Below are 20,761 nucleotides of genomic sequence, written 5' to 3' on the forward strand. Positions count from 1 at the left end.
GGAACGGGCGTTGGCGGTCGCGGGATATGACGCGACGATCCGGCGACGCGCCAACTGGGCTCTCCGGTCAGGGAGTTGGCCGAGACGTCACGGCGGCGACGGGCGACGCCGCCGCCGGGGCGGACACGTCGGCGGGTCGGCGCAGCCGCCAGACCCTCGCCGGGGGCAGGTTGCCCCACACGGTCCGGCAGCCGGTGGCGTACTGGTCCTGGTATCCCGCGAGGACCTCTTCGACGGCGCGGTGGCGGCGGGCTTCGCGGCGGGTGGCGGTCAGGGCGCGGGCGTAGCGGGTGCCGCGGTAGGCGAAGTACGTGAGCGTGCCGCCGGGCCGCAGCAGTTCGATGTACCGGTCCATGATCGTCGTGACGTGCGCCGGGGTGAAGTTGGTGAACGGCAGCCCTGAGACGATCACGTCGTAGCGCCGGTCGGTGTCGAGCTGTTCGACGAAGGCGTGATGGACGCGAATCCGTTCGCTCCCGTCCGCCGGAAGCGGATGGGAGCTGACGAGGCGTCGCAGTTGGGAGGCGAAGCGGGAGTTGGCCTCGACGATGTCCAGGCTGCTGCCCGGGGAGAGGCGGGGGAGGAGCGTGCGGGTGACGGAGCCGGTGCCCGCGCCCGCCTCCAGGACGTTCAGGGGCCGCGCTCCGTATTCGCCCGCGGGATCAGTGAGCAGACGGGCCAGAGCCTTGCTGCTGGGAGCGATGGCGCCGGTGGTGCGCAGATCGCGGGCCGCTTCGAGCAGGAACATCCAGCTCTCCGCTTTGCGCCGCCCGGGGGCACGGTGATGTGAGGTGGTCCAGTCGTCCATGTCCGAGACGCTAGAGACGCCTTCAGCCGCGCATATCCTCCCTTGTGCGGCCGTCCTCCCCTACCAAAGGTGGAGGTCGGCGTAGCCGAACGTCGGACGACAGGCATCCGGGCGCGTGCCACGCTCTGCGGGTGAACGGGGAACAGGGGCAGGGGTGGGCGGTCTACGGCCGCTACGGCTTGGTGGCGTTGCTGGCTCTGGCGGCTTTCCGGAACGAGGCGTTGAGCGCTGAAGGCCGGTACGCGCCTGCCGGCGGTGCGGCGGCTGTGGTGTGCGGACTGGCGCTGCTGCGCCGGGCGCCCTGGTGGCTCGCTCCGGTGGTGACCACAGCGGCGGCGGGGGTGTGGGGATGGCCGCTGCTGCCGCTGCTCCTGCTCGCCCTGTTCGACCTCGCCGCGCACCGGCACGTCGTGGCGGCTGTGACCTGTTCGGCTGTGGCGCTCTCGGTGAGCGCCGTGCTCCACCCGGCGGTCTCCCTGTGGCGCCCGCAGCAGTACGGCTCCACGGTGCTGGCGGTGGTGGGAGGGCTGTGGATGGGCAGTCGGCGACGCCTGGTGCGGGCGCTGAACACACAGGTGGAGCATCTGCGGACCGAGCGGGAACTGCGCGAGCAGGCCGTACGCATGGCCGAGCGTTCCGCCATCGCCGCCGAGATGCACGACGTACTCGCCCACCAGCTCAGCCTGATCGCCCTGCACACCGGCGTGCTCGCTGCCAGGAAGGACGTCCTGCCCGCCGCACTCGTCCACCGCCTCACCCTGTTGCGCACCGCCTCCACCCATGCCCTGACCGACCTGCGTGACGTGCTGGGCGCCTTGCGCACCACCGACGTCCCCCACGGTGCCGAACGGCCGGCGCCGGTCCTGCGTGATGTCGAGGAGATGATCGGGCAGGCGCGGACGGCCGGGCAGCACATCGACACCGTCATCGAGGGCAGGCCGGAACAGGCCCCGTCGGCCCACAGGCTGGCGGTCTTCCGCCTGGTCCAGGAAGCCCTGACCAACGCCCGCAAACACGCTGCCGACGCCCCCGTCCGCGTCCGTATCGACTACGGGCCGCCCGCCACCGTCGTCGAGGTCACCAACACTCCCGGCGGGCGCGGCGAGGCGACGGCGCCCTCGGGGTTCGGCCTTGTCGGGCTGCGCGAGAGGGTCGAAGCACTCGGCGGACACCTGAATGCCGGGCCCGGCGGCAGCGGGTCCTGGCGGCTGGCCGCCCGGATACCGCACCGCGCCGCCGCGCCGAACGGTCCCCGCGCATGATCCGCGTCATGGTCGTCGACGACGACGCACTCGTCCGCCTCGGACTGACCGACCTCCTCGACGGCGACGAGGCCATCGAGGTCGTCGCCCAGGCCGCTGACGGGCTCCACGCCATCGAGCAGGCCACCGCCCACCGCATCGACATCGCCCTGGTCGACATCCGGATGCCCCGCATGGACGGCATCGTCGCCACCAAGCGGTTGCGCGCCTTGCCCCACCCGCCCAAGGTCATCTCGCTGACCACCTTCGACCTCGACGAGTACGTCTACAACGCGCTGGCCGCGGGTGCCGACGGCTTCCTGCTCAAGGACACCGACCCCGCCGAGATCCTGCGCGCCGTCCACCTCGTCGCCGCCGGCTCCGCCTTGCTCCATCCCGCCGCCGCCCGCCGTCTCATCGACTGCTACCACCGCACCAACCGGCCTCGGGCCGCCCAGGCCCGGACGCGGATCGACCCTCTGACCCCGCGGGAGAAGGACGTGCTGGCCCTGCTCGCCGAGGGGGACACCAACGCCGACATCGCGAACGCGCTCGGCATGCGGGAGAGCACCGTCAAATCCCACGTCAGCCGCATCCTGACCACCTTGCGCGTGACCAACCGCGTGCAGGCCGCACTCCTGGCCCGCGACGCCGGCCTCGCGCCGTGAGCCGTGAGCCGTGAGGTCCAGCGCGGCCGTCCGGGGGAGGGGCCGCCGCGTCCCGCGCACCGGGCGTCGTTCTCCCTCCGCCCTCGGCCGCGTGCCCGCGAGGGGAGTCCCGGAGGACGTCCGACCACCCGGATCGCCGCAATATCGCGCCATTCGGGCAAATCGGTGAGCATTTCGAGGCATTAAAGCTGGTGAAGGGGTAGCCGCACATCGAGCCCGGGGGGCCACCAGCACAAGAAGCGCGTAAGGAAGGAACCGCCATGGCGGTCAGCAATCTCAAGGACCGGAGCGTTCTGGCGATCGTGACGAACTACGGCGTCGAGCAGGACGAACTCGTCGTCCCCGTGGAACACCTGCGGGCGGCGGGCGCAAGAGTCGACGTCGCGGCCGTGTCCGACGAGCCGATCCGGACGCTCGTCGGCGACAAGGACCCCGGCAAAACCGTGCAGCCGACGCTGACCCTGGAAAAGGCGGACGTCACGGCGTACGACCTGCTGCTCGTACCCGGCGGCACGCTGAACGCCGACAGCCTCCGGCAGGACGAAACGGCCGTGCGGGCCGTACGGGCCTTCGCGTCGGCCAAGCGCCCCGTCGCGGCGATCTGCCACGGCCCGTGGCTCGCGGTCGAGGCCGATCTCGTCCGCGGAAAGACGCTCACCTCCTACGCGTCCCTGCGCACCGACATCCGCAACGCCGGCGGCGCGTGGGTGGACAAGCCCGTGGTGAGCGACACCGCCGACGGCTGGACGCTGATCACCTCGCGCACGCCCGACGACTTGGACGACTTCCTCCGCGAGGTCGACGCAGCCCTCGTCCCGGCGCCCTGAGCCCGTCAAGCCCTGGGGCGACCCGCCCCCGCCGACCGCGCGGGGACCGCTCACCAAGCCCGGCTCGTGCCTGACACGTGCCCGAGCCGAAATTCACGACCTTCTCGACCGACGAAAGCGAGACAGCCATGCCCACGCGCAAGCTTCCGAAGTACACCGTCCCCGGCCTGACCACCAAGCAGGGCGGCGAGCTCATCGGGATTCTCCAGATGCGGCTGCACGCCCTCAACGACCTCCATCTGACGCTGAAGCACGTGCACTGGAACGTCGTCGGGCCGCACTTCATCGCCGTCCACGAGATGCTCGACCCGCAGGTCGAGCAGGTCCGCGCGATGGCCGATGACGTCGCCGAGCGCATCGCCGCGCTCGGTGGTGTCGCCCTGGGCACCCCGGGCGCCCTGGTCAGTGAGCGGACCTGGAACGACTACAGCATCGGCCGCCAGGACGCCATCGCCCACCTCGGCGCCCTCAACCTGGTCTACAACGGCGTCGTCGAGGACGTCCGCAAGGCGATCGAGGTGGCCGGCGAGATCGACCCGGCCACCGAGGACCTGCTGATCGGACAGCTCCGCGACCTGGAGCAGTTCCAGTGGTTCGTCCGGGCGCACCTGGAGACCACCGGCGGCACCCTCGTCACCGACGGCGCCGCCACCGAGAAGGGCGCGGCCGGCAAGGCCAAGGGCTGACCGCTCGTCACCGCCGGACAGCCCCAGAGCAGGAGACAACCCTCATGACATCCACCCACTACCTGGCAAGCTCCGGGGTTTCCGGCAGCCTGCTCATCCTCCTGGCCGCGATCGTGGTGGCCGCGGTCCTCCTGGGCGGCTTCTGGTACGGCAGCCGCCGTATGCGCTCCCGCCGGACCGCCGCCCCGGCCGTACGTCCCGATCCCGCCGCGCCGAACGGGCAGCCGGATCCCGCCGCCTCGGCCGACGCCCAGCGCGGCCGGACGTGGCAGACCATCGACGACGACCCCGAGCAAGGCGCCCCTCACCGTCAGACGCGGTGACGGGCGGCCTTCCCGGCCCGTACCCGCGCCCGCCGTCCCGGACGTCGGGACGTAGAACGCCGAACCCCGCATCCGCCTCACGGCAGGTGCGGGGTTCGGCGTTCTCGGCGATGACGGCCGGGGACTACGGGAGGGCGCGGGCGGCCGCGGCCAGACGCAACTCCTCGAGTACGGCGCTCTGGTGCTCGGCGCGCTCCAGCAAGGTGTCCAGGTGCTCGGGGTACAGCCGGGTCTCGGTCTCGGCCAGAGTGCGCAGGGTGCGCCAGCAGGCCGCCTTGCCCGCAACACCCAGGCACATGGATTCCAGCTCCAGCAGGTCGCTGAGCGGGGATCGCGTGAAGAGGTGTCCGTTGGGCTTGAGGCGGCCGACCTTCTCCGCCACCCATCCGATGGCGACCTTCGAGCGGTCGGGGGACACGTCCAGATCGGTCATGATCTGGATCAGCGAGTCACGGTCCTGTTCGATCTGGCGGGCCAGCTCCGCCAGTTCCGGGCCGCCGTCGCGGTCCTTCTGGGTCTGCGCCGCCCGGCGGAAAAGCTCCAGTCCGCCGGTCGCGCCGGACAGGTGGTCGTTGAGATAGATCGCCAGCAGACCGGCTCCGCCGGAGGCGGACGCGGCGGCGGCGGTGGCGCCGCGCATCTCGTTGTCCACGGAGGCGCCCAGTTCGGTCCAGCTGTCCTCGAACTTGGTCAGCCCTTCGCGCTCCAGGGTGTCGGTGACATCCGCGAAGTCCACGCCGACCCGCGCCAGCGCCTCGAAGTGGGCGGTCGCCGCGGTGTACTCCTCGCCGGTCGGCGGGTGGGCCGGAAGGGCGCCGTGGTCGGCGAACGCTTCAAGGGTCGTGCCGGGCATGGTGTTGACGGTGCCCGCGATGACGAGTTCGCCGACGTACATCGTGTCGGGGTAGTCCGGGTTCTTGACCCCGGTGGACGCCCACAGGGGGCGCTGCGGGCGGGCTCCGGCGGCGGCGAGCGCCTGCCAGCGCGGCGCGGCGGTCATCTCCTCGTAGGCCCGGTACGCCAGCCGGGCGTTGGCGACGGCGGCGGCGCCCCTGAGGTCGCGGGCCTCGGGAGTGCCGAGCGCGTCGAGCCGGGCGTCCACCTCGGTGTCCACGCGCGAGACGAAGAACGAGGCGACCGAGTCGATGGCCGCCAGATCGAGACCCGCCTCACGGGCCTGTTCGAGGCCGCTCTGGTAGGCGTCCATCACCGCGCGGTAGCGGTCGAGGGAGAAGATCAGCGTGACGTTGACGCTGATGCCCCGGGCGACGGCGGCGGTGATCGCGGCGAGGCCCTCGCGGGTGGCCGGGATCTTCACCAGGAGATTCGGCCGGTCCACGGCCTCCCACAACTTGCGTGCCTGCTCGATCGTGGCGTCGGTGTCCCGCGCCAGCCGGGGGTCCACCTCGATCGAGACCCGCCCGTCGGTACCACCGGTGCGCTCGTGCACCGGGGCGAAGAGGTCGCAGCCGGTCCGGACGTCGTCGGTGGTCAGGGCGAAGACGGCCTCGTCCACGCTCGCGCCCTCGGCGCCCAGGCGCCGCAGTTGCTCGCTGTAGCGGTCCCCCTTGGACAGCGCGGAGGCGAAGATCGTGGGGTTCGTCGTGACCCCCACCACGTGCCGGTCCGCGATCAGCCGCTTCAGCTCACCACCGGCGAGCAGCTCGCGGGACAGGTCGTCCAGCCAGACCGAGACTCCGGCCGCGGAGAGTTCGGCGAGCGGATCGGATGCGACGGGAACAGACATTGCGGGACCTCCATAGGGGCGCTGCGCCGAACGACGCGCGGTGTACGCGGTGCGCGTACCGGCCCGACGCCCGGGGACGCGGGGTTCGTACATGTACGAGGGGCAGGCAGAGCGCCGTGCGCCGGGCGTACGGAGCGCCCAGCGGATCAGCGCGTGCCGTGCCGGGGAACGGACGGCTGAAGCTCGACGGATTCCTCGGCCTACGGCATGACTGGGCACCTCAGAAGAGACCGGCCCCCGTTATGCGGCTGCCCAGCCAGCGAATTCAAAACCTCGAACGCCGCCGGGTCCGCGCGCTGCCCGGTCGGAGCCCGTCCGGCGGTCGGCCGGGCCGGAACGCGGCGGGCGAGACCACCTGACCGGAGGTGTGACTACGGGGTGTGCGGCGGTCGCCCCGCGGGGTTGCGGAGCTGGTGGGTGTGTTCGGTGACGGTGTGGACGCGGTCGGCGAGGTCGGGGTGGCCCGCTTGGAGGTGGGCGTGAGTGGCGGTGAGCGGGGTGATGAGCGCGGCGGCGTCGTCGGCGGCCAGGGCGGTGTCGAGGTGGCCGAGGGCGGTGTCGGCGGCGGTCGGCAGGTCGGTGAGCTGAGTGATCTGGCCGGCGAGTCTGCGCAGGTCGGCGGCGTTGGTGCGGGCCCAGGCGTCGACGGTTCTGTCGGCGGCGCGGCGGTTGCGGGTGGCGTTGACCCTTTCCTCGCCGGTGGAGCCGGCCGGGCCTGGGCGCAGGCGCAGGTAGCGGCGCTCGGCGGCCTGGCGGCTGGAGACACCGAGGGGCGCGGCGAGGTCGGCCCAGCTGGCACCGGCCGCCCGCGCGGTCTCGATCAGGCCGGTTTCCCAGCCGGCGAGTTGTTCGCGGATCTCGCGCAGGAGCAGGAGCGAGGCGAGTACGTGCCGGGGGTCGGCCGCAGCGGCCGACGGCTGGTCGGGTGCCGGGCCGCGGGCGTCGCGGACGGCCGCGTCGATGGTTTCCAGTGCCGCCGCGGCGGCGGGGAAGGTGGCCGCGGCGGGCGGTGGCGACGGTGTCGGGGCGGGCTGGTCGGCTGTCATGGCGCCTCCTCCGGGCTGTCACCCAGGGGTGTCACCCTCAGGGTGACATCAATGTTTGTCATCGGATAGATGACATGCTACAACAGAGGGCAGGTGAACGACACCGGCGCCAAGCGCCCGACTTCCTGGAGGTGTTCCGCGATGCTGATGCGTACCGACCCCTTCCGTGAACTGGACCGACTCACCGAGCAGCTCCTGCGCCCCGGCACCTGGTCGAGGCCCGCCGCGATGCCGATGGACGCCTACCGCGACGGCGAGCAGTACGTGGTGTCCTTCGACATCCCCGGGGTCTCGCCGGACGCGATCGACATCGACGTCGAGCGCAACATGCTGACGGTGAAGGCCGAGCGCAGGCCCGCCCCGCACGACGAGGGCGTGCAGATGGATCTGTCCGAGCGGCCGCTGGGGGTCTTCTCCCGCCAGATCGTGCTGGCCGACTCCCTGGACACCGAGCAGATCCAGGCCGACTACGAGGCCGGGGTGCTGACGCTGCGCATCCCGATCGCCGAGCGGGCCAAGCCCCGCAAGATCTCCGTCGGCGCGGGTGACAACCGCCGGCAGATCGCCGGCTGAGCCCCCGCCGCCCGCGGTACCGCCCCCGCCGCCCGCGGTACCGCGCTGGCGAAGGACGCGAACCCGTCGGCACCCTCCTTCGCCGCCGACCGACATCTCCTCCACCCCGCCCGGCGGCCGGCCCCGCTCACCGGGCCCGGCCGCCGCCCGAAACGGAAGGCCACCGCCGCAGCCATGCCCGCCCAGTCCGAACAGCGCCGGACCGCGTCGGCGCTCACCTACGACCAGATGCTGGAAACCGTCCGTTACGACGGCGCCTACCCCACCCGCGAACGCGCAGAGCAGGCCGTCCACGCCGTGCTCGCGGCCCTGGGAAGCCAGCTCGGCGACGACCCGCGCACCTCACTCGCCGCCCATCTGCCCCGTCAGGCCGCTGACGTCCTCACCGCCCAGGCGCCCACCGCGCAGCCTCGCACCGGCTGGAGCTTCGTCCAGGACATCGCGGCCCGCACCGGCGTCACCCCCGCCGTCGCCCGCTGGGACACCGGCGCCGTCCTGAGCACCGTCGCCGCCCTCCTGCCCGGCGACCTGCTCACCCGCACCATCAACGAACTCCCCGCCGGCTACGCCCTGCTGTTCGGCCGCGCCGAACTCGCCCGAGCCGCCTGACCCCCCGTCGCGCCGTCCGGGCCGTGCCATTCGCAGAACAGGACGGTGGCGTCGTCCTCGAGGCGGCCGTGGTGGTACTCCATGACGGTGCGCATCAGGCGGCGCAGCGTCTCGTCCACGGGAAGGTTGTCCGCGTGGTGGCGGGTGATGAAGTCGGTGAAACGCTCCACACCGAATTCCCGGCCGTCGCTGTCGCGGGCCTCGGTGATGCCGTCGGTGAACAGCAGCAGCCGGTCTCCGGGCTCCAACTGCTCGGTGCGCTGCTCGACCGGCAGGTTGAATCCGCTGCCCATCGGCCCGGCCGGAGGGCAGTACAGGGTGCTGGACCACCGGCCCCCGCGGATCAGTACCGGCAGCAGGTGGCCCCGGTTGACCCAGCTGAACTTGCCGGTGTCCAGTTCCAGGTCCGCCAGGACGCCGGTGGCGTACCGGGTGTGTCCGAACTGCCCGACCAGCGTGTCTTCGATGGCTCTGCTGGCGTCGGGAATGGTGGCGCCGGCGCGGCGGTGGCTGCGGCAGGTGGACATCGCCAGAGCGGCGGTCAGTCCGGCGGACGTGTCGTGGCCCATGGCGTCGAAGATCGCCAGGTGCAGGATGTCGTCCGCCAGCGCGTACTCGAAGGCGTCCCCGGCCACCTCGTAGGCCGGTTCCATGAAGGCGCTGACCGTGGCCCGCTGGTCGGAGAAGGTCCGTGGCGGCATCAGCGCCCATTGGAGTTCGGCGGGCACGCCCATCGGCCGGGTGCGGGTCAGCCGGGCGTGGGAGTCGCTGTTGGCCCGCTTGGAGACCAGCAGCAGTCCGGCCATCGACGCCAGCGCCAGCGCCACCTCACCGTCGGGCGTGCCCGTGTCGTCGGGGCCGGGCTCGACGTGCAGGACGCCCAGACGTTCCGTGCCGTCCCGCACCGGCATCCAGCACGCCCCGCCGGACGCCGGGGCGGTGACCTGTGTGATCTGGTAGGCGCGACCGGGCAAGGTGCCCTCGATCCGGTGCTCCTCGCCGCCTTCGCCGGCGTTCAGGCCGGTCCCGGTCACCTCGCGCAGTACCTCCTCCTGGAGATCCGCCACGAAGAGCCGGGCCCCGCCCGCGCCTGCCTGCTTGGCCGCGGTGTCCAGCAGACGCGGCAACCGCTCGAACGGCGCCGTATGGCTGGCCTCCAGCAACCCGGCCAGTGCGCGCGCCAGACCGTGCGCGGTCATGCCCACCGCTTCGGACCGGAACGCACCCTGCCGGCATCAATCTCTTCCGCCATGACTCAATCCCCTCACAGCGCGGGACCACGAGGTCGCGCACATCGACCAGCACATGCCACCGGGGACCACAGGGCACACGCCCGAGGGAACGACACCAGCGCGACCACCCCACCCGGCCACTCCGCGGCGGCCGGGACGACGGTCCCCACAACCCTCCCACCCAGGCCCGTCCCCAACAAGCGGCTCTCGCCGGGAGCGGCGAGGACACGGCTCGGGCCTCCGCCGGGAGCACGCGGAATGCCGGGCCACGGCACGTCGGAGTCGTTCAGGGAGCGAGTCGTTCAGGTAGGGAATCGCTCAGGTCGGGAGTCGTTCAGCCGGTGGCCCGGTCGCGGGGCTCGGAGGAACTCAGCTCCTCGTTGATGCGCTGGGCCTCCGCGAGCTGGTCCTCGAGGATGACGATGCGGCACGCCGCCTCGACGGGGGTGCCCTGGTCGACGAGCTCGCGGGCGCGCGCGGCGATGCGCAGTTGGTAGCGGGAGTAGCGGCGGTGTCCGCCCGCGGAACGCAGCGGGGTGATCAGGCGGGCTTCGCCGATCGCGCGGAGGAAGCCTTGGGTGGTACCGAGTATCTCGGCTGCTCGGCCCATGGTGTACGCGGGGTAGTCGTCGTCGTCGAGTCGGCCGAACGAGTCGTCTGCTGTCATCTCGCCTCTCTGTGGAACGCGCTTGAGGGGCCTTGGTGCCGAACGGCACCAAGGCCCCGAAGGAACTGCTACACCATCTACCGGCTTACGTACTGCGCCGGCTCTCTGTGTCCGCATCGCCACCGGGAGGGGGTTGGCGGCTGATGCGGGGATCGCGGTTGCTTGACCGGAGACCACCTCACTATCGATGTCCTGCGGTACCCGGGCCCGAAAATCCGCCCGGGCGATCCTGATGGCGCTCGGCTCCTCCGTTCTTCCCTCGGGATCAACCCTCTGAATCATCTCTTGGCACTGCGGTACTGCTCGTGGCGGCCCCTGATCACCTCGGGCCACCCGGTCCGGCGGTCAGTCCCATCGCCCGTCTGGCAACAACCCCGGCTCTGGAACTCCACCACCGCACCGTCCTGCGTCCTGCACTTCGCGTACTGCTGCCCGGCAGTTCGTGTCTGCCGGGCCTTGCTGATCTCGGCTACGAGAGAAACCATAACCACGTCACCGCCGAATGTCTACTCCGGCCGACATAGATTCTGCGTGTCCCGAGAGGGAGATAACCTCCGGCGGCCACGCGGCACGCCTTATACCCGACCGCCCGCTCGTACGTCCGGTACTTCTGGGACAGCCACTCGTACGTGGGCGGAAAGTTGCCGTTTCGGGTGATACCGAACAGCATGATTACGCAGGAGACCGACCGCGTTCTCCGGAAAGGTCTGGTGCACCATGGGCCTTTACTTCGCGAACGAGATCGACGACCTCGTCGTGGACTCCCTGGCCGGTTTCGAACGGGCGCACGCCGACAGCGTCGCCTGGGACGAGGCGAACGGCTTCGTACGGGCGCTGACCCCGTCGCCCGCGCGGCGCGTGGGCCTGGTGTCCGGCGGCGGCTCGGGGCACGAGCCGCTGCACATCGGCTACGTGGGCGCGGGCATGCTGGACGCCGCCTGTCCCGGCCGCGTCTTCGCCTCGCCGCACAACCGCCAGATCTTCGCCGCCTCGCTCGCCGTGGCGCGGGAGAACGGTGTGCTGCACCTGGTGAAGAACTACACCGGCGACAAGATCAACTTCGGTATCGCCGCCGAACGGCTCGCTCGCGAGGGCGTCGACTGCGCGCGGGTCCTGATCGACGACGACGCCGCCTCGGACTCCGCGGAGGTCGTGAACGGCCGCCGGGGCACCGGTGCGACGGTGCTGGTCGAGAAGATCCTCGGCGCGGCGGCGGACACCGGGATGGGCCTGAAGGACCTGGCCGCCCTGGGCGTGGACGTGGTGGGCCGCTGCCGCAGCATGGCCGTGGCCTCCGCCGCCCACACCGCTCCCGCCACCGGCCTGCCCGCCTTCGACCTGCCGGCCGGCGGTCTCGAGTACGGTGTCGGCATCCATGGTGAACGGGCCCGTCGCACGCTGCGCGAACGCCCGTTGCGCGACCTGGCCGCGGACATGGTCGGCACGCTGGCCGACCCCCTGGGCCTGGTCCCCGGCACGTCGGTGATCGTGCTGGTCAACGGCCTCGGCGGCATCACCAGGATGGAGCTGTACGCCGTCCTGCACGAGGTCACCAAGGTGCTCGACGGGCGCGGCGCGGCCGTCGAGCGCACCCTGGTCGGCGACTTCGTCACGGCCCTGGACATGCGCGGCTTCTCGCTGACGTTGCTGGTGGCCGACGCGGACACCCTCGCCTATTACGACGCGCCCGCCCACACCCCCGCCTGGCCCGCGACCGCACCGGTCGTATAGGAACCCCGCGACTCACGAGTTCCCCGGAGGCAGTCATGGCCGCACCGTCCCGCACCGCGTTCACCGATGCCTGGATACGCCGGTTCGCCGCCTCCGCGGAGGCCACCGAGCCCGAACTGACCGCACTGGACCAGCAGGTCGGCGACGGTGACTTCGGCGCGAACCTCGTCGCGGGCCTCCGGGCGACGCTGCGACGTCTCGACGACCCGATCGGCCCGGAGGCGTGGAAGGCCGCCTCGAACGGCGCACCGGAGCGGGTGAGGCCCCCCGAGGCGAGCTGCGCTGGCCCGCTGGACGCCGCCGCGGCCGCTTTCCTCGATGAGGTCGGCGGCACCAGCGGGCCCCTGTTCGGCCTGCTGTTCCATGAGATGGCGGCGGCGCTCGCGGTGAGCGAGGGGGGACCCGACGCCGGAGCGCTGGCCGCCGGAGTCGGCAACGGCCTCGCGGCCATTCAACGGGTCGGAGAGGCGACCGTTGGCGACAAGACCCTGGTCGACGCGCTCGCCCCGGCCTCCGACGCGCTGACGGCGCAGCCGCCGGGGACCGACCCGGCCACCGCCGTGGCCCACGCGGCGCGGGCCGCGTGGGAAGGCGTCGGCAACACCGCCCGGCTGACGGCCAGGCGCGGCCGCGCGAGCTACCTCGGCGACCGGGCGGCCGGCGTCCCGGACCCGGGCGCGGTGGGGATCGCGCTGCTGTTCTCCTCCGCGAGCGGAACCGTCTCCCGGCTGGGCCCGCTGCTCGCGGCGGCGGGGGACGTACCGGAGGAACAGAGTGCCTGACCGGCCACGCGGCTGACGGACGACCGGCGGACCCGGCGGGTGACCCGCGGGCGGACGGGGCAGCGGGGGAGTGGGCCGGTCCGTCCGGAGGACACGGGGCGGGAGACCCGCCGGTCCGCGGCGGGTCGGATCAGACCGGCAGCCGCTGGGCCATCCGGCGCGTCGCCCACTCGAAGATGCCCGGCTCGTCGAGCGTCGCGACCCACAGGTCGACCCGCGCCGCGATGTCCTCGCCCGGCCAGGGGCCGACGCCGACGACGCGCAGGCCGCCGCGTACGGCCGCCTCCACCCCGCAGGCGGAGTCCTCGACCGCCAGTGTGTCGCCCGGCGCGGCGCCGCAGAGCCGGGCCGCGGTCAGGTAGACGTCCGGGTGGGGCTTGGGCCGGTTGTCCTCGTCGGCGACCACGATGTGGTCGAAGTGGTCCCGGAGCCCGGCGTGGTCGAGGCAGGTCTCCACGACGTCCAGGGGGCAGTTGCTGGCGACCGCGAGCGGGGCGAACTTGGCGGCCGTCTCCACCAGCTCCCGCGCGCCGCGCATGGTCTGCGGTTCGCGGGCCACCAGCGCGCGGAAGTGGTGCAGGAGGCCGGAGGTGAGCTGGACGCCGAGCTCGGGGCGGCCTGCTTCGTCGGCCATGAGCTGACCGCACTCGGTGAAGTGCAGGCCCTTCGCCCGTTCGGCGAAGCCCTCGGCGGGGGCGACCCCGACATCGTTCATGGCCAGTTCGCGGGCCTGCTGCCAATGGCGTTCGGTGTCCATGAGTGTGCCGTCGCAGTCGAAGACGATGGCCGCGGGTGTCCACGAAAGAATGGGGTGAGAGTTCATCGGGGATTTCCTTTTCAGGAATGCCTGAATGTGCCGGCGATGCGACGTCGCATTCCTCGCGGCGGGGTCGGCATACCGGTGAAAGCAGACGGGCGCGGGCCCTCGGCGGACGCGGCCCCGTAAAAGGGCCGTCTGGGAGACCGCCAAGAACATATCGATCGTTACGTTATGGACGTCAACCCAACGTAGTCAAGTGAGTCCTCTGCGTAATCACCCGAGTCGCCGTATCCGAGTACGCCGAAAGCGGCGCGCTCGGCGCCGTTGTGGATGCGGAAGACGCAGGTCCGGTGGTGCGGGACGCACTCCACGCTGGCCCGCGGCGTGAACTCGGCGAACCGCGCCGCCACCAGACGGCCGCACGTCGGATGGAGTAGTACGCCGCCGCTGACCTCGGCGGCGGCCTGCCGCGCCGCCTCCAGGAGCACCATGCCGGGGACGTGGTCGGTCGGGTGGTCGAAGAAGAACGGGTGGCAGGGGTCGGCCGGGTCGATCTCGACCGTGCCGCCGCGGTGGGTGATCAGCACATCTCTGAGGTGGGCGACGGCCAGGGCGGCGGGCGCGGGGCGCCCGTCGGCCGTCGGCGTCGGCTGGCGCGCCGTGAGGCGTTCGGCGCGCAGCGCCGCGTATCCGTGAGCGCTCAGGAAGCGGGCACCCCCGTTGGCCTGCGCGAACGCTCGGCCGTCGGCGAGGTAGGTGACGTCGAGCCGCAGGCCGGTGGTGACGCCGTCCGCCCCCTGGCGGCGACCGCCGACCGCGATCCGGCACGTCACCTCGGTGCAGCCGTGGCCCGCCCGCGGCGCGCGTGCGGGCCGCAGGTCGAATGACAGGTCGGTGATGAGCAGGTGGCTGGTGGGCGGGACCCCGTACCAGCGCAGGGGTATGTAGATGCCGAGTTGCCGCAGGGTCTCCACCAGGACCAGTGGGCTGTGCCGGTCGGTCCCGTCGAGGGGGAAGGTCGTATGCGATCGGGGCCAGGCGGCGGCGGCCTCGAACGCGTCGTCCGCCGTCGGCCGTACGTCGGTCAGGAGAACCTCGGCGACGGACGCGCGGTGCACTGTCTCGCGGGGGACCGTCCGGGACCAGGTCAGCGGACGGGCACGACCGCCGACCCCTGTCGGAGAATTCATACCATAAGGAGAACTCACGCCCTGGGGATTTGCACGCGCATTGCTTCGTGGATGTTACGCGGAGGTAGTAGATTGCCTGCTGTTGGTGACGGCGCGGCAGGCGGAGTGAACGTGCAGGAGCGGGCGGAGACGACACGGCGGTTTCTGCTGGAGGCCGCGGCGCGTCTGTTCGACGAACGTGGTTATGCGGGGACGAGTATCAGCGACATCAGCGCGCTGTCCGGCCGCACCAGCGGAGCGATCTACTTTCATTTCGCCAACAAGGAGAAACTCGCGCTGGCCGTCGTCGAGGCGCACTTCGCGACCTGGCCGGAACTGGTCGACCGTGCCCGGACGGCCGACGCGCCCGCGCTGGAGAAACTCGTCGCGCTCAGCTTCACCGTGGCGCGCGCCTTCCGCGACGATGTCGTCGTGCGCGCCGGGTCCCGGCTATGGATGGAGCGCAAGGCGATCGACGCGAGGCTGCCGACCCCGTTCAGTCCCTGGATCGAGACGGTGACCGCGTTGCTGGAGGAGGCCGGCCGCCGTGGGGAACTGGCCGACGGTGTCGCCCCGGCGGTCGCGGCCCCCGGTGTCGTCTACGCCTTCTTCGGCCTCCACACCGTCTCCGACGCGCTGGACGGCCGCGACCAGATCGAGGAGCGGCTGCACGACTTGTGGGTGCTGCTGCTGAGGGCGCTCCAGCGGGTGCCGGAGGCGGCGGGGCTGCTGGGGCGAGTCAGGAACGGGAAGGCCGAGCCGGTGGGGGAGCGGGTCGCCTCGCCCGCGTAGCGGCGGTGGAGCCGGCGGATTCCGCTGAGCCGGGCCATGGTTCTCCGCACGGGCCCGCGTCATGCGGGGCCGGGTCCGCGCGTGCGGTGATGCGTACGTTGACCGCGGGCCGCCGCGCGGCGACGTCCCGACCGTGATCTGATGGAAAGGCGCTCTCGCCGCCGAGCGCGACCCGCGGGCGAAGAGGTCCGCCGACGGATCGGGCGTCTCACCCCCCGATCACTTTCCAGCGCCTGAACGAGGCCGCTATGAACCAGCTCCACCACTTCCACATCGAACACGCCGGACACTCGATCAGCGTGGACGTCAGCGGCGGACACCACCGAGAGGTCGAACTCCTCGTCGACGGGCGGGAGGTGGGCCACCGCGAGGACCGGAACGCCGACCGGCTCACGCTCTCCGGGGAACTGCCGGAGGACCCGCCCCGGCCCTTCGCCGTCCGCGTGGAGGGGCGACCGCACCACCGATCCCAGCCTCCGACCTGCACGCTCGTACTCGCCGGAGACGAATTCCCCGTCCCCGACCGGACCCCTGTGCGGCGTCCTGACCACCGCGTCCGCTGAGCAGGAGCAGGAGCAGGATTAAGGCCGGAGGCGGAGCCGGAGGGGGAGCAGGACCGGCGCCGGGGTCACGCGGGTCGTCCGGAAAGAACGGGCCCCTGTGGCAGCAGTTCGGCGGCCATGAAGGAGATCACGGAGGCGAGGACGATGACCGGCACGGAGCCGGAGTGGCCGAGCATGATCGCGACCAGTACGACGCTGCTGACCGGCAGCCGCAGCGCCGATGTGGCCGCCGCCGCCATCCCGGCCGCCATCGCGGGTACCAGGCCGAGCCCCGGCAGCGGGGCGAGCAGCGCGCCCGCGGCTCCGCCCAGGAAAAGGGCCGGGAAGACCGGGCCGCCGCGCAGGCTCCCCAGGCACAGGACGTAGGCGGCCCCCTTGAAGACGAGCACCGCCACCAGCGCCCCCACCGACCAGGCATGCGGGTCCTTGGCCAACTGCGACAGCGTCGCCTGACCCGACAGCGCCGCCTCGGCCGGCGAGCGGCCGGTGCTGACCGCGAAGAGCGCGACGCACCCGCCGGCCGCCAGCGCGCAGAGCGTCGTGTGCGGCAGCAGTCGGCCGGACACGAAGACCGCCACGTACCGTCCGCCCACCACGAGTACGTGGACGGCCGCTCCGATGACCAGCCCCATCAGCAGCGACCAGACGACGTCGCCGGTGTCCAGCACGGGAGGGGCGGGCAGACCGACCGCCAGGCTCCCGGTCTTGAAGCCGGTCCACTGGCCGAACCCGCTGAAGATCACCGATCCGATGCCGCTGGCCAGCAGGGCCGGCAGCATCACGGCGAAGAGCTGCGGCCCGCCCACGCCCGCCACCTCCATCAGCAAGATGCCCGCCACCAGCGGGTTGCCGAAGATCGCGGAGATCGCCGCCGCGGAACCGGCGGCACCGAGCAGGGCGGTGCTCTGCGGTGAGGCCGGCGCGCGCGCCAGGTCACGGAAGACCAGGGCCAGCCCACCGCCCAGCGCGATCAGCGGCGCCTCGGGTCCCAGCACCGCGCCCAGCGGCAGGCTGAACAGCGCCGCGATGATCACACCGGGAATCGCTGCCCTCGTTGGCCCACCTGAGTGCAACCCGGCCGCCGGTACGTGTCCGCCGCGGCCGGGCAACCGGCCCGCCACCAGCGGGACGACCAGTCCCGCCAGCGCGAACGCCGGAAAGGGCCACCACCAGGGTGCGTGCGGCCACCCCAGATCCTTGGGCCAGTCCGTCCAGACCAACTGCTCCAACTCGTGCAGCGCCGCGAGGAACCAGAAGGCCAGCGCGGACACCGGAATGCCGATCAGGGCGCAGAAGAGCAGCGCTCGCCGGTAGGCGGGGTCGCGCAACATCGTCCGCAGCCGCTCGGCCTCGGGCGGCTGGGTTCCGGGGGAGGCCCCCGCGGTGGCGGCCTTCGACTCGGCGATAGGTCATCTCCATCGGTCGGCGCGCAGGCGGAACTGCACCCGGGGCAGCGCGAGACTACCCACCCCGACCCCGCCGCCCCCGGCGGCCACGGCCCCGTGACCTGGAATTCCCCTGAGTGGCGGTACGGACGGACCGCGCGGCGTCGTCATGGTGACGACGGGGGCGCCGGGGCCTTCGTCCGGTGCGCGTCACCGATGGTCTGCCACAGCCGCAGTGCGCGTTCGTGGTGGCGGTGTGCCAGGTCGTGGGCTCCGGCGGCGGCGTCCAGGTCGCCGAGCAGTTGCCAGCACGCGGCTTCGTCGTGGCGGTCGCCGTGTCGTTGGAAGATTCCGGCCGCGCGTTCCAGCGCCGGGCCTGCCCGGTCCCGGTCGTGCCGGCCGGCGTGCACGCGGCCGACTTCCAGCAGTGTGTACGCGGCGCACCGCTCGTCGGCCAGTTCCTCGAAGGCGGCCAGCGCCTGCCCCAGGCAGCGCAGCGCCTCGTCCGGATCGCCGCGCCGGTCGTGCAGCCGGCTGAACCGCCGCAGCACGACCGCCACCCGATGCCCGTCGTCGAGCGCCCTGGCCTGGCGCAACGCCTCGCCGAACCAGGACTCCGCCTCGTCGAGTTCGTCCTGCATGAGCCGCATCACGCCCATCGAACAGGACAGTTGGGCTTCGAGGTGGCGGTCGCCCTCACCGACCGCGATGGACAGGGCCCGCTCGATACGGGCGGCGGCTTCGTCGTAACGGCCCTGCACCCGGCTGATCGTGCTCAGCATGGCCATCGCCAACGCCTGGCCGCGCTTGTCCTCGCCGTTCTGGCACAGGGCGGCGGAGGACTCCAGGGCGCGGGTCGCCCCGTCGAACTCGTCGCGGTAGATGTTCAGTTGGCCAAGGCCGCGCAGCAGCACCGACGCACCGCGCGTATTGCCCGCGGCCTCGGCCGCTCCCAACGCGAGCAGGTGCCCGTGCTCCCAGTCCTGGTACAGGCACCGGTGGTCGTAGTAGGTCGCGGGACCTGCCGCCAACTCCCAGGCCAATTCGTCCAGTCCCCAGTCCACGGCCAGCCGCACCGCGCCGAGCAGGGTGACGCGTTCGGCGTCGAACCAGGCGACCGGGTCGGCCATCAGCCGGTCCACGACCGCGTCCGGCAGCGAACGGCGCGGCGCGGAACCGGGTTCGGCGACCAGCAGCCCTGCGGGCAGCCGATCGGTGGCGCGCCCGGCCAGATCGAGCCAGGTGGCCAGCACGCGGACCATCGCGTCCCGCCTGTCCGCCTCCGGCAGCTGTGCGGCGAGCTCCACGGCACAGGTCCTGATCAGGTCGTGGAGCCGGTAGCGCGGCTGGCCGATGGCGTCGGTGCTGGTGAGACGGACCAGGCTGGCGTCGACGAGGGTGTCCAGCACGTCGTCGGCGTCGCGGCGGTCCAGCAGCGGGCCGACCACCCAGCCGGGCAGGGTGGACGCGCCGAGCAGCCCCAGCAGGCTCAGCGCGCGTACCGCGTCGGGCGGGAGCAGCCGCACGCTCAGTTCGACGTTGGCTCGCACGCTGAGGTCCCCGATCCTCAGCTCGGCCAGCCGACGGGACTCGTCCTCGATCCGTTCCCGCAGCACCCGCAGCGACCAGGCCGGGCGGCCGGTGAGCTTGGCGCCGGCGATCCGGATCGCCAGCGGCAGGTTGTCGCAGCAGGCGAGGATCGCGTCGGCCTCCGCCGGTTCCCGCTCGACCCGCCGCCGCCCGACGATGCCGGTGAACAACTCCCGCGCCTCCGCCAGGCTCAGCACGTCCAGGTCGATGTGCCGGGCGCCGGGAAGCTGCGTCAGCAGCATGCGACTGGTGATGAGCACCGCGCAGCCGTCGGCGCCCGGCAGCAGGGGCAGCACCTGACTGGCGTGACCGGCGTCGTCCAGTACCACCAGCATCCGGCGGTCCGCCAGTAACGACCGGTAGAGCGCGGCCCGTTCGGGCAGGCCGTTCGGGATCGCGCTGCCGCCCACCCCGAAGGCGCGCAGTGCCTCGGCCAGCATCAGCGCCGGGTCCCGTGGCGCGTCCGACGTTCCGGCGAGGTCGAGGTAGAGCTGGCCGTCGGGAAAGGAGGCGCTGGCCAGCCGCGCGGCGTGCGTCACCAGGGAGGATTTGCCGACACCGGGACCGCCCACGACGACGGCCACCGGGGCCCGGTCGGGCGCCGACACGTCCAACTGCCGTGCGACCTGCGCCAGCGCGTCGGCTCGGCCCACGAAGTCATGGACGCCTAAGGGCAGTTGGCGTACCGGTAGCGCCATGGCCGGTTCGGCGGCGGCGCCGGGCCCGTCCGGTCCGGTGGTCGCGGGGCCGCTCGCCGGGCCGCTCGCCGGGGCGGGTGCCGGGGCGGGCGCCGCCAGGGACGGGTCGGCGGCCAGAATGCGCTGGTGCAGGGCTTGGAGCGGCGGGGTGGGATCGACGCCGAGTTCGTCCGCGAGCGTCCGGCGCAGCCGCTCGTACACCTGTAACGCCTCGCCCTGCCGCCTGCACCGGTACAGGGCGACCATCAAGTGCTCGGCGACCTGCTCGTCGAAGGGGAACTCCCCTAGCAGGGCGGTCAGTTCCTCGATGACCTCACGATGGCGCCCCAGGCCGACCTCGATGCTCAGGCAGAGCTTGTGCGTGGCCGCGCGCTTCTCGTTCAGCCGTGCCGCGTCCAGCTCCAGGACCCGGCTCGCCATGCCGACCAGGGCGTCACCGCGCCAGCAGGCCAGCGCGCGCCGCAGCGCGACGGCGGTCTCCAACGGTGAGGTGTGCCGCTCGGCGAGCTGCCGCTGGTGGTCGAATTCCAGCAGGTCCAACTGCTCCCGTTCCAGGTGGATCTGGTAGCCGCCGCGCCGGGTGCTGATCAGGGAACGCGACGCCCCGCACGCGGCGAGGTTGCGGCGCAGCCCGGACATGGCGTCCTGGACCTGGCGGACCGCGGTGGCGGGGACCTTCCCGTCCCACATCACGGCAACGAGCTGTTCCATGGTGACGAGGTTGTTCGCGTCGACCAGAAGCGCGGCAAGCATCTTCGCCTGCCGCGCTCCGTCGAGTCGGACTTCGCACCCCGCGACCTGGGCGTGCAACGGCCCCAGCACGCCGAATCTCATGCCCCCGGCACTCCACGATCAGTGCCGGAC

20 protein-coding genes are annotated in these 20,761 nt (G+C 72.2%); 11 read left to right on the top strand and 9 right to left on the bottom strand.

Features of this window, described 5'->3' with window-relative positions; all coding sequences use genetic code 11:
* Positions 1-67: 67 nt before the first annotated feature.
* Positions 68-808, bottom strand: coding sequence for a class I SAM-dependent methyltransferase (locus ACZ4EF_RS32505; protein WP_467507726.1), 741 nt, complete (start codon positions 806-808; stop codon positions 68-70).
* A 131-nt stretch (positions 809-939) separates the two neighbouring features.
* Between ACZ4EF_RS32505 and ACZ4EF_RS32510 the strand changes: the two genes are divergently transcribed.
* From ACZ4EF_RS32510 to ACZ4EF_RS32530, 5 genes are all read left to right on the top strand, one after another.
* Positions 940-2,070, top strand: coding sequence for a sensor histidine kinase (locus ACZ4EF_RS32510; protein WP_467507728.1), 1,131 nt, complete (start codon positions 940-942; stop codon positions 2,068-2,070).
* On the top strand, positions 2,067-2,717 hold the full coding sequence (locus tag ACZ4EF_RS32515; RefSeq protein ID WP_391046147.1) for a response regulator: 651 nt from the start codon (positions 2,067-2,069) through the stop codon (positions 2,715-2,717). The genes ACZ4EF_RS32510 and ACZ4EF_RS32515 overlap by 4 nt, the downstream gene beginning before the upstream one ends.
* 260 nt (positions 2,718-2,977) lie before the next feature.
* Complete coding sequence (locus ACZ4EF_RS32520; protein ID WP_391046146.1) at positions 2,978-3,544, top strand: type 1 glutamine amidotransferase domain-containing protein; 567 nt, start codon at positions 2,978-2,980, stop codon at positions 3,542-3,544.
* Between the two features lie 128 nt (positions 3,545-3,672).
* A complete protein-coding gene (gene dps / locus ACZ4EF_RS32525; protein ID WP_355342623.1) occupies positions 3,673-4,230 on the top strand; it encodes a DNA starvation/stationary phase protection protein Dps in 558 nt (185 codons plus the stop codon).
* Between the two features lie 44 nt (positions 4,231-4,274).
* On the top strand, positions 4,275-4,553 hold the full coding sequence (locus ACZ4EF_RS32530) for a DUF6479 family protein (protein WP_355342620.1): 279 nt from the start codon (positions 4,275-4,277) through the stop codon (positions 4,551-4,553).
* 124 nt (positions 4,554-4,677) lie between these two features.
* On the opposite strand, the gene tal is transcribed toward ACZ4EF_RS32530, so the two are convergent.
* Positions 4,678-6,300 carry a transaldolase gene (tal, locus tag ACZ4EF_RS32535; RefSeq protein ID WP_467345917.1) on the bottom strand — a complete coding sequence of 541 codons (1,623 nt, stop codon included), beginning with the start codon at positions 6,298-6,300 and terminating at the stop codon, positions 4,678-4,680.
* A gap of 371 nt (positions 6,301-6,671) precedes the next feature.
* On the bottom strand, positions 6,672-7,346 hold the full coding sequence (locus tag ACZ4EF_RS32540; RefSeq protein WP_391046140.1) for an HSP18 transcriptional regulator: 675 nt from the start codon (positions 7,344-7,346) through the stop codon (positions 6,672-6,674).
* A 141-nt stretch (positions 7,347-7,487) separates the two neighbouring features.
* Between ACZ4EF_RS32540 and ACZ4EF_RS32545 the strand changes: the two genes are divergently transcribed.
* Together ACZ4EF_RS32545 and ACZ4EF_RS32550 are read left to right on the top strand one after the other, a co-directional pair.
* On the top strand, positions 7,488-7,919 hold the full coding sequence (locus tag ACZ4EF_RS32545) for an Hsp20/alpha crystallin family protein (protein WP_355342611.1): 432 nt from the start codon (positions 7,488-7,490) through the stop codon (positions 7,917-7,919).
* Between the two features lie 174 nt (positions 7,920-8,093).
* Positions 8,094-8,528, top strand: a complete 435-nt coding sequence (locus ACZ4EF_RS32550) for a DUF2267 domain-containing protein (RefSeq protein ID WP_467507731.1) — start codon at positions 8,094-8,096, stop codon at positions 8,526-8,528.
* Here ACZ4EF_RS32550 and ACZ4EF_RS32555 read toward each other — a convergent pair.
* Complete coding sequence (locus ACZ4EF_RS32555) at positions 8,483-9,727, bottom strand: PP2C family protein-serine/threonine phosphatase (RefSeq protein WP_391046133.1); 1,245 nt, start codon at positions 9,725-9,727, stop codon at positions 8,483-8,485. The two genes, ACZ4EF_RS32550 and ACZ4EF_RS32555, sit on opposite strands and share 46 nt — an antisense overlap.
* A gap of 367 nt (positions 9,728-10,094) precedes the next feature.
* Complete coding sequence (locus ACZ4EF_RS32560) at positions 10,095-10,427, bottom strand: MerR family transcriptional regulator (RefSeq protein ID WP_355342602.1); 333 nt, start codon at positions 10,425-10,427, stop codon at positions 10,095-10,097.
* Between the two features lie 717 nt (positions 10,428-11,144).
* On the opposite strand from ACZ4EF_RS32560, the gene ACZ4EF_RS32565 reads away from it, so the two are divergent.
* Positions 11,145-12,158: a dihydroxyacetone kinase subunit DhaK gene (locus ACZ4EF_RS32565; protein WP_355342599.1), complete on the top strand. Its 1,014-nt coding sequence runs from the start codon at positions 11,145-11,147 to the stop codon at positions 12,156-12,158.
* A gap of 35 nt (positions 12,159-12,193) precedes the next feature.
* Positions 12,194-12,940, top strand: coding sequence for a DAK2 domain-containing protein (locus tag ACZ4EF_RS32570; protein ID WP_391162991.1), 747 nt, complete (start codon positions 12,194-12,196; stop codon positions 12,938-12,940).
* A gap of 130 nt (positions 12,941-13,070) precedes the next feature.
* On the opposite strand, the gene ACZ4EF_RS32575 is transcribed toward ACZ4EF_RS32570, so the two are convergent.
* Positions 13,071-13,763 carry an HAD family hydrolase gene (locus ACZ4EF_RS32575; RefSeq protein WP_355342593.1) on the bottom strand — a complete coding sequence of 231 codons (693 nt, stop codon included), beginning with the start codon at positions 13,761-13,763 and terminating at the stop codon, positions 13,071-13,073.
* Positions 13,764-13,924: 161 nt separating this feature from the next.
* A complete protein-coding gene (locus ACZ4EF_RS32580; RefSeq protein ID WP_355342590.1) occupies positions 13,925-14,890 on the bottom strand; it encodes a ScbA/BarX family gamma-butyrolactone biosynthesis protein in 966 nt (321 codons plus the stop codon).
* A gap of 111 nt (positions 14,891-15,001) precedes the next feature.
* Between ACZ4EF_RS32580 and ACZ4EF_RS32585 the strand changes: the two genes are divergently transcribed.
* Positions 15,002-15,661, top strand: coding sequence for a ScbR family autoregulator-binding transcription factor (locus ACZ4EF_RS32585; protein WP_391163259.1), 660 nt, complete (start codon positions 15,002-15,004; stop codon positions 15,659-15,661).
* Between the two features lie 248 nt (positions 15,662-15,909).
* Positions 15,910-16,224, top strand: a complete 315-nt coding sequence (locus ACZ4EF_RS32590) for a hypothetical protein (protein WP_391162994.1) — start codon at positions 15,910-15,912, stop codon at positions 16,222-16,224.
* A 65-nt stretch (positions 16,225-16,289) separates the two neighbouring features.
* Here ACZ4EF_RS32590 and ACZ4EF_RS32595 read toward each other — a convergent pair whose 3' ends face one another.
* Both ACZ4EF_RS32595 and ACZ4EF_RS32600 read right to left on the bottom strand, forming a co-directional pair.
* On the bottom strand, positions 16,290-17,555 hold the full coding sequence (locus ACZ4EF_RS32595) for a chloride channel protein (RefSeq protein ID WP_402711524.1): 1,266 nt from the start codon (positions 17,553-17,555) through the stop codon (positions 16,290-16,292).
* A gap of 221 nt (positions 17,556-17,776) precedes the next feature.
* Positions 17,777-20,731 carry an AfsR/SARP family transcriptional regulator gene (locus ACZ4EF_RS32600; RefSeq protein WP_467507735.1) on the bottom strand — a complete coding sequence of 985 codons (2,955 nt, stop codon included), beginning with the start codon at positions 20,729-20,731 and terminating at the stop codon, positions 17,777-17,779.
* Positions 20,732-20,761 lie beyond the last annotated feature (30 nt).

The sequence above is a fragment of the Streptomyces sp. NPDC025721 genome, from assembly GCF_055558595.1.

What these genes read in the sequence shown, in the direction of transcription:
- ACZ4EF_RS32590 (WP_391162994.1), top strand. Translation starts at nt 15,910, where the DNA reads ATGAACCAGCTCCACCACTTCCACATCGAACACGCCGGACACTCGATC.
- ACZ4EF_RS32580 (WP_355342590.1), bottom strand. Translation starts at nt 14,890, where the DNA reads ATGAATTCTCCGACAGGGGTCGGCGGTCGTGCCCGTCCGCTGACCTGG.
- ACZ4EF_RS32575 (WP_355342593.1), bottom strand. Translation starts at nt 13,763, where the DNA reads ATGAACTCTCACCCCATTCTTTCGTGGACACCCGCGGCCATCGTCTTC.
- ACZ4EF_RS32515 (WP_391046147.1), top strand. Translation starts at nt 2,067, where the DNA reads ATGATCCGCGTCATGGTCGTCGACGACGACGCACTCGTCCGCCTCGGA.
- ACZ4EF_RS32565 (WP_355342599.1), top strand. Translation starts at nt 11,145, where the DNA reads ATGGGCCTTTACTTCGCGAACGAGATCGACGACCTCGTCGTGGACTCC.
- ACZ4EF_RS32595 (WP_402711524.1), bottom strand. Translation starts at nt 17,555, where the DNA reads ATGTTGCGCGACCCCGCCTACCGGCGAGCGCTGCTCTTCTGCGCCCTG.
- ACZ4EF_RS32550 (WP_467507731.1), top strand. Translation starts at nt 8,094, where the DNA reads ATGCCCGCCCAGTCCGAACAGCGCCGGACCGCGTCGGCGCTCACCTAC.
- ACZ4EF_RS32545 (WP_355342611.1), top strand. Translation starts at nt 7,488, where the DNA reads ATGCTGATGCGTACCGACCCCTTCCGTGAACTGGACCGACTCACCGAG.
- ACZ4EF_RS32555 (WP_391046133.1), bottom strand. Translation starts at nt 9,727, where the DNA reads ATGACCGCGCACGGTCTGGCGCGCGCACTGGCCGGGTTGCTGGAGGCC.
- tal (WP_467345917.1), bottom strand. Translation starts at nt 6,300, where the DNA reads ATGTCTGTTCCCGTCGCATCCGATCCGCTCGCCGAACTCTCCGCGGCC.
- ACZ4EF_RS32540 (WP_391046140.1), bottom strand. Translation starts at nt 7,346, where the DNA reads ATGACAGCCGACCAGCCCGCCCCGACACCGTCGCCACCGCCCGCCGCG.
- ACZ4EF_RS32560 (WP_355342602.1), bottom strand. Translation starts at nt 10,427, where the DNA reads ATGACAGCAGACGACTCGTTCGGCCGACTCGACGACGACGACTACCCC.
- dps (WP_355342623.1), top strand. Translation starts at nt 3,673, where the DNA reads ATGCCCACGCGCAAGCTTCCGAAGTACACCGTCCCCGGCCTGACCACC.
- ACZ4EF_RS32520 (WP_391046146.1), top strand. Translation starts at nt 2,978, where the DNA reads ATGGCGGTCAGCAATCTCAAGGACCGGAGCGTTCTGGCGATCGTGACG.
- ACZ4EF_RS32505 (WP_467507726.1), bottom strand. Translation starts at nt 808, where the DNA reads ATGGACGACTGGACCACCTCACATCACCGTGCCCCCGGGCGGCGCAAA.
- ACZ4EF_RS32570 (WP_391162991.1), top strand. Translation starts at nt 12,194, where the DNA reads ATGGCCGCACCGTCCCGCACCGCGTTCACCGATGCCTGGATACGCCGG.
- ACZ4EF_RS32530 (WP_355342620.1), top strand. Translation starts at nt 4,275, where the DNA reads ATGACATCCACCCACTACCTGGCAAGCTCCGGGGTTTCCGGCAGCCTG.
- ACZ4EF_RS32600 (WP_467507735.1), bottom strand. Translation starts at nt 20,731, where the DNA reads ATGAGATTCGGCGTGCTGGGGCCGTTGCACGCCCAGGTCGCGGGGTGC.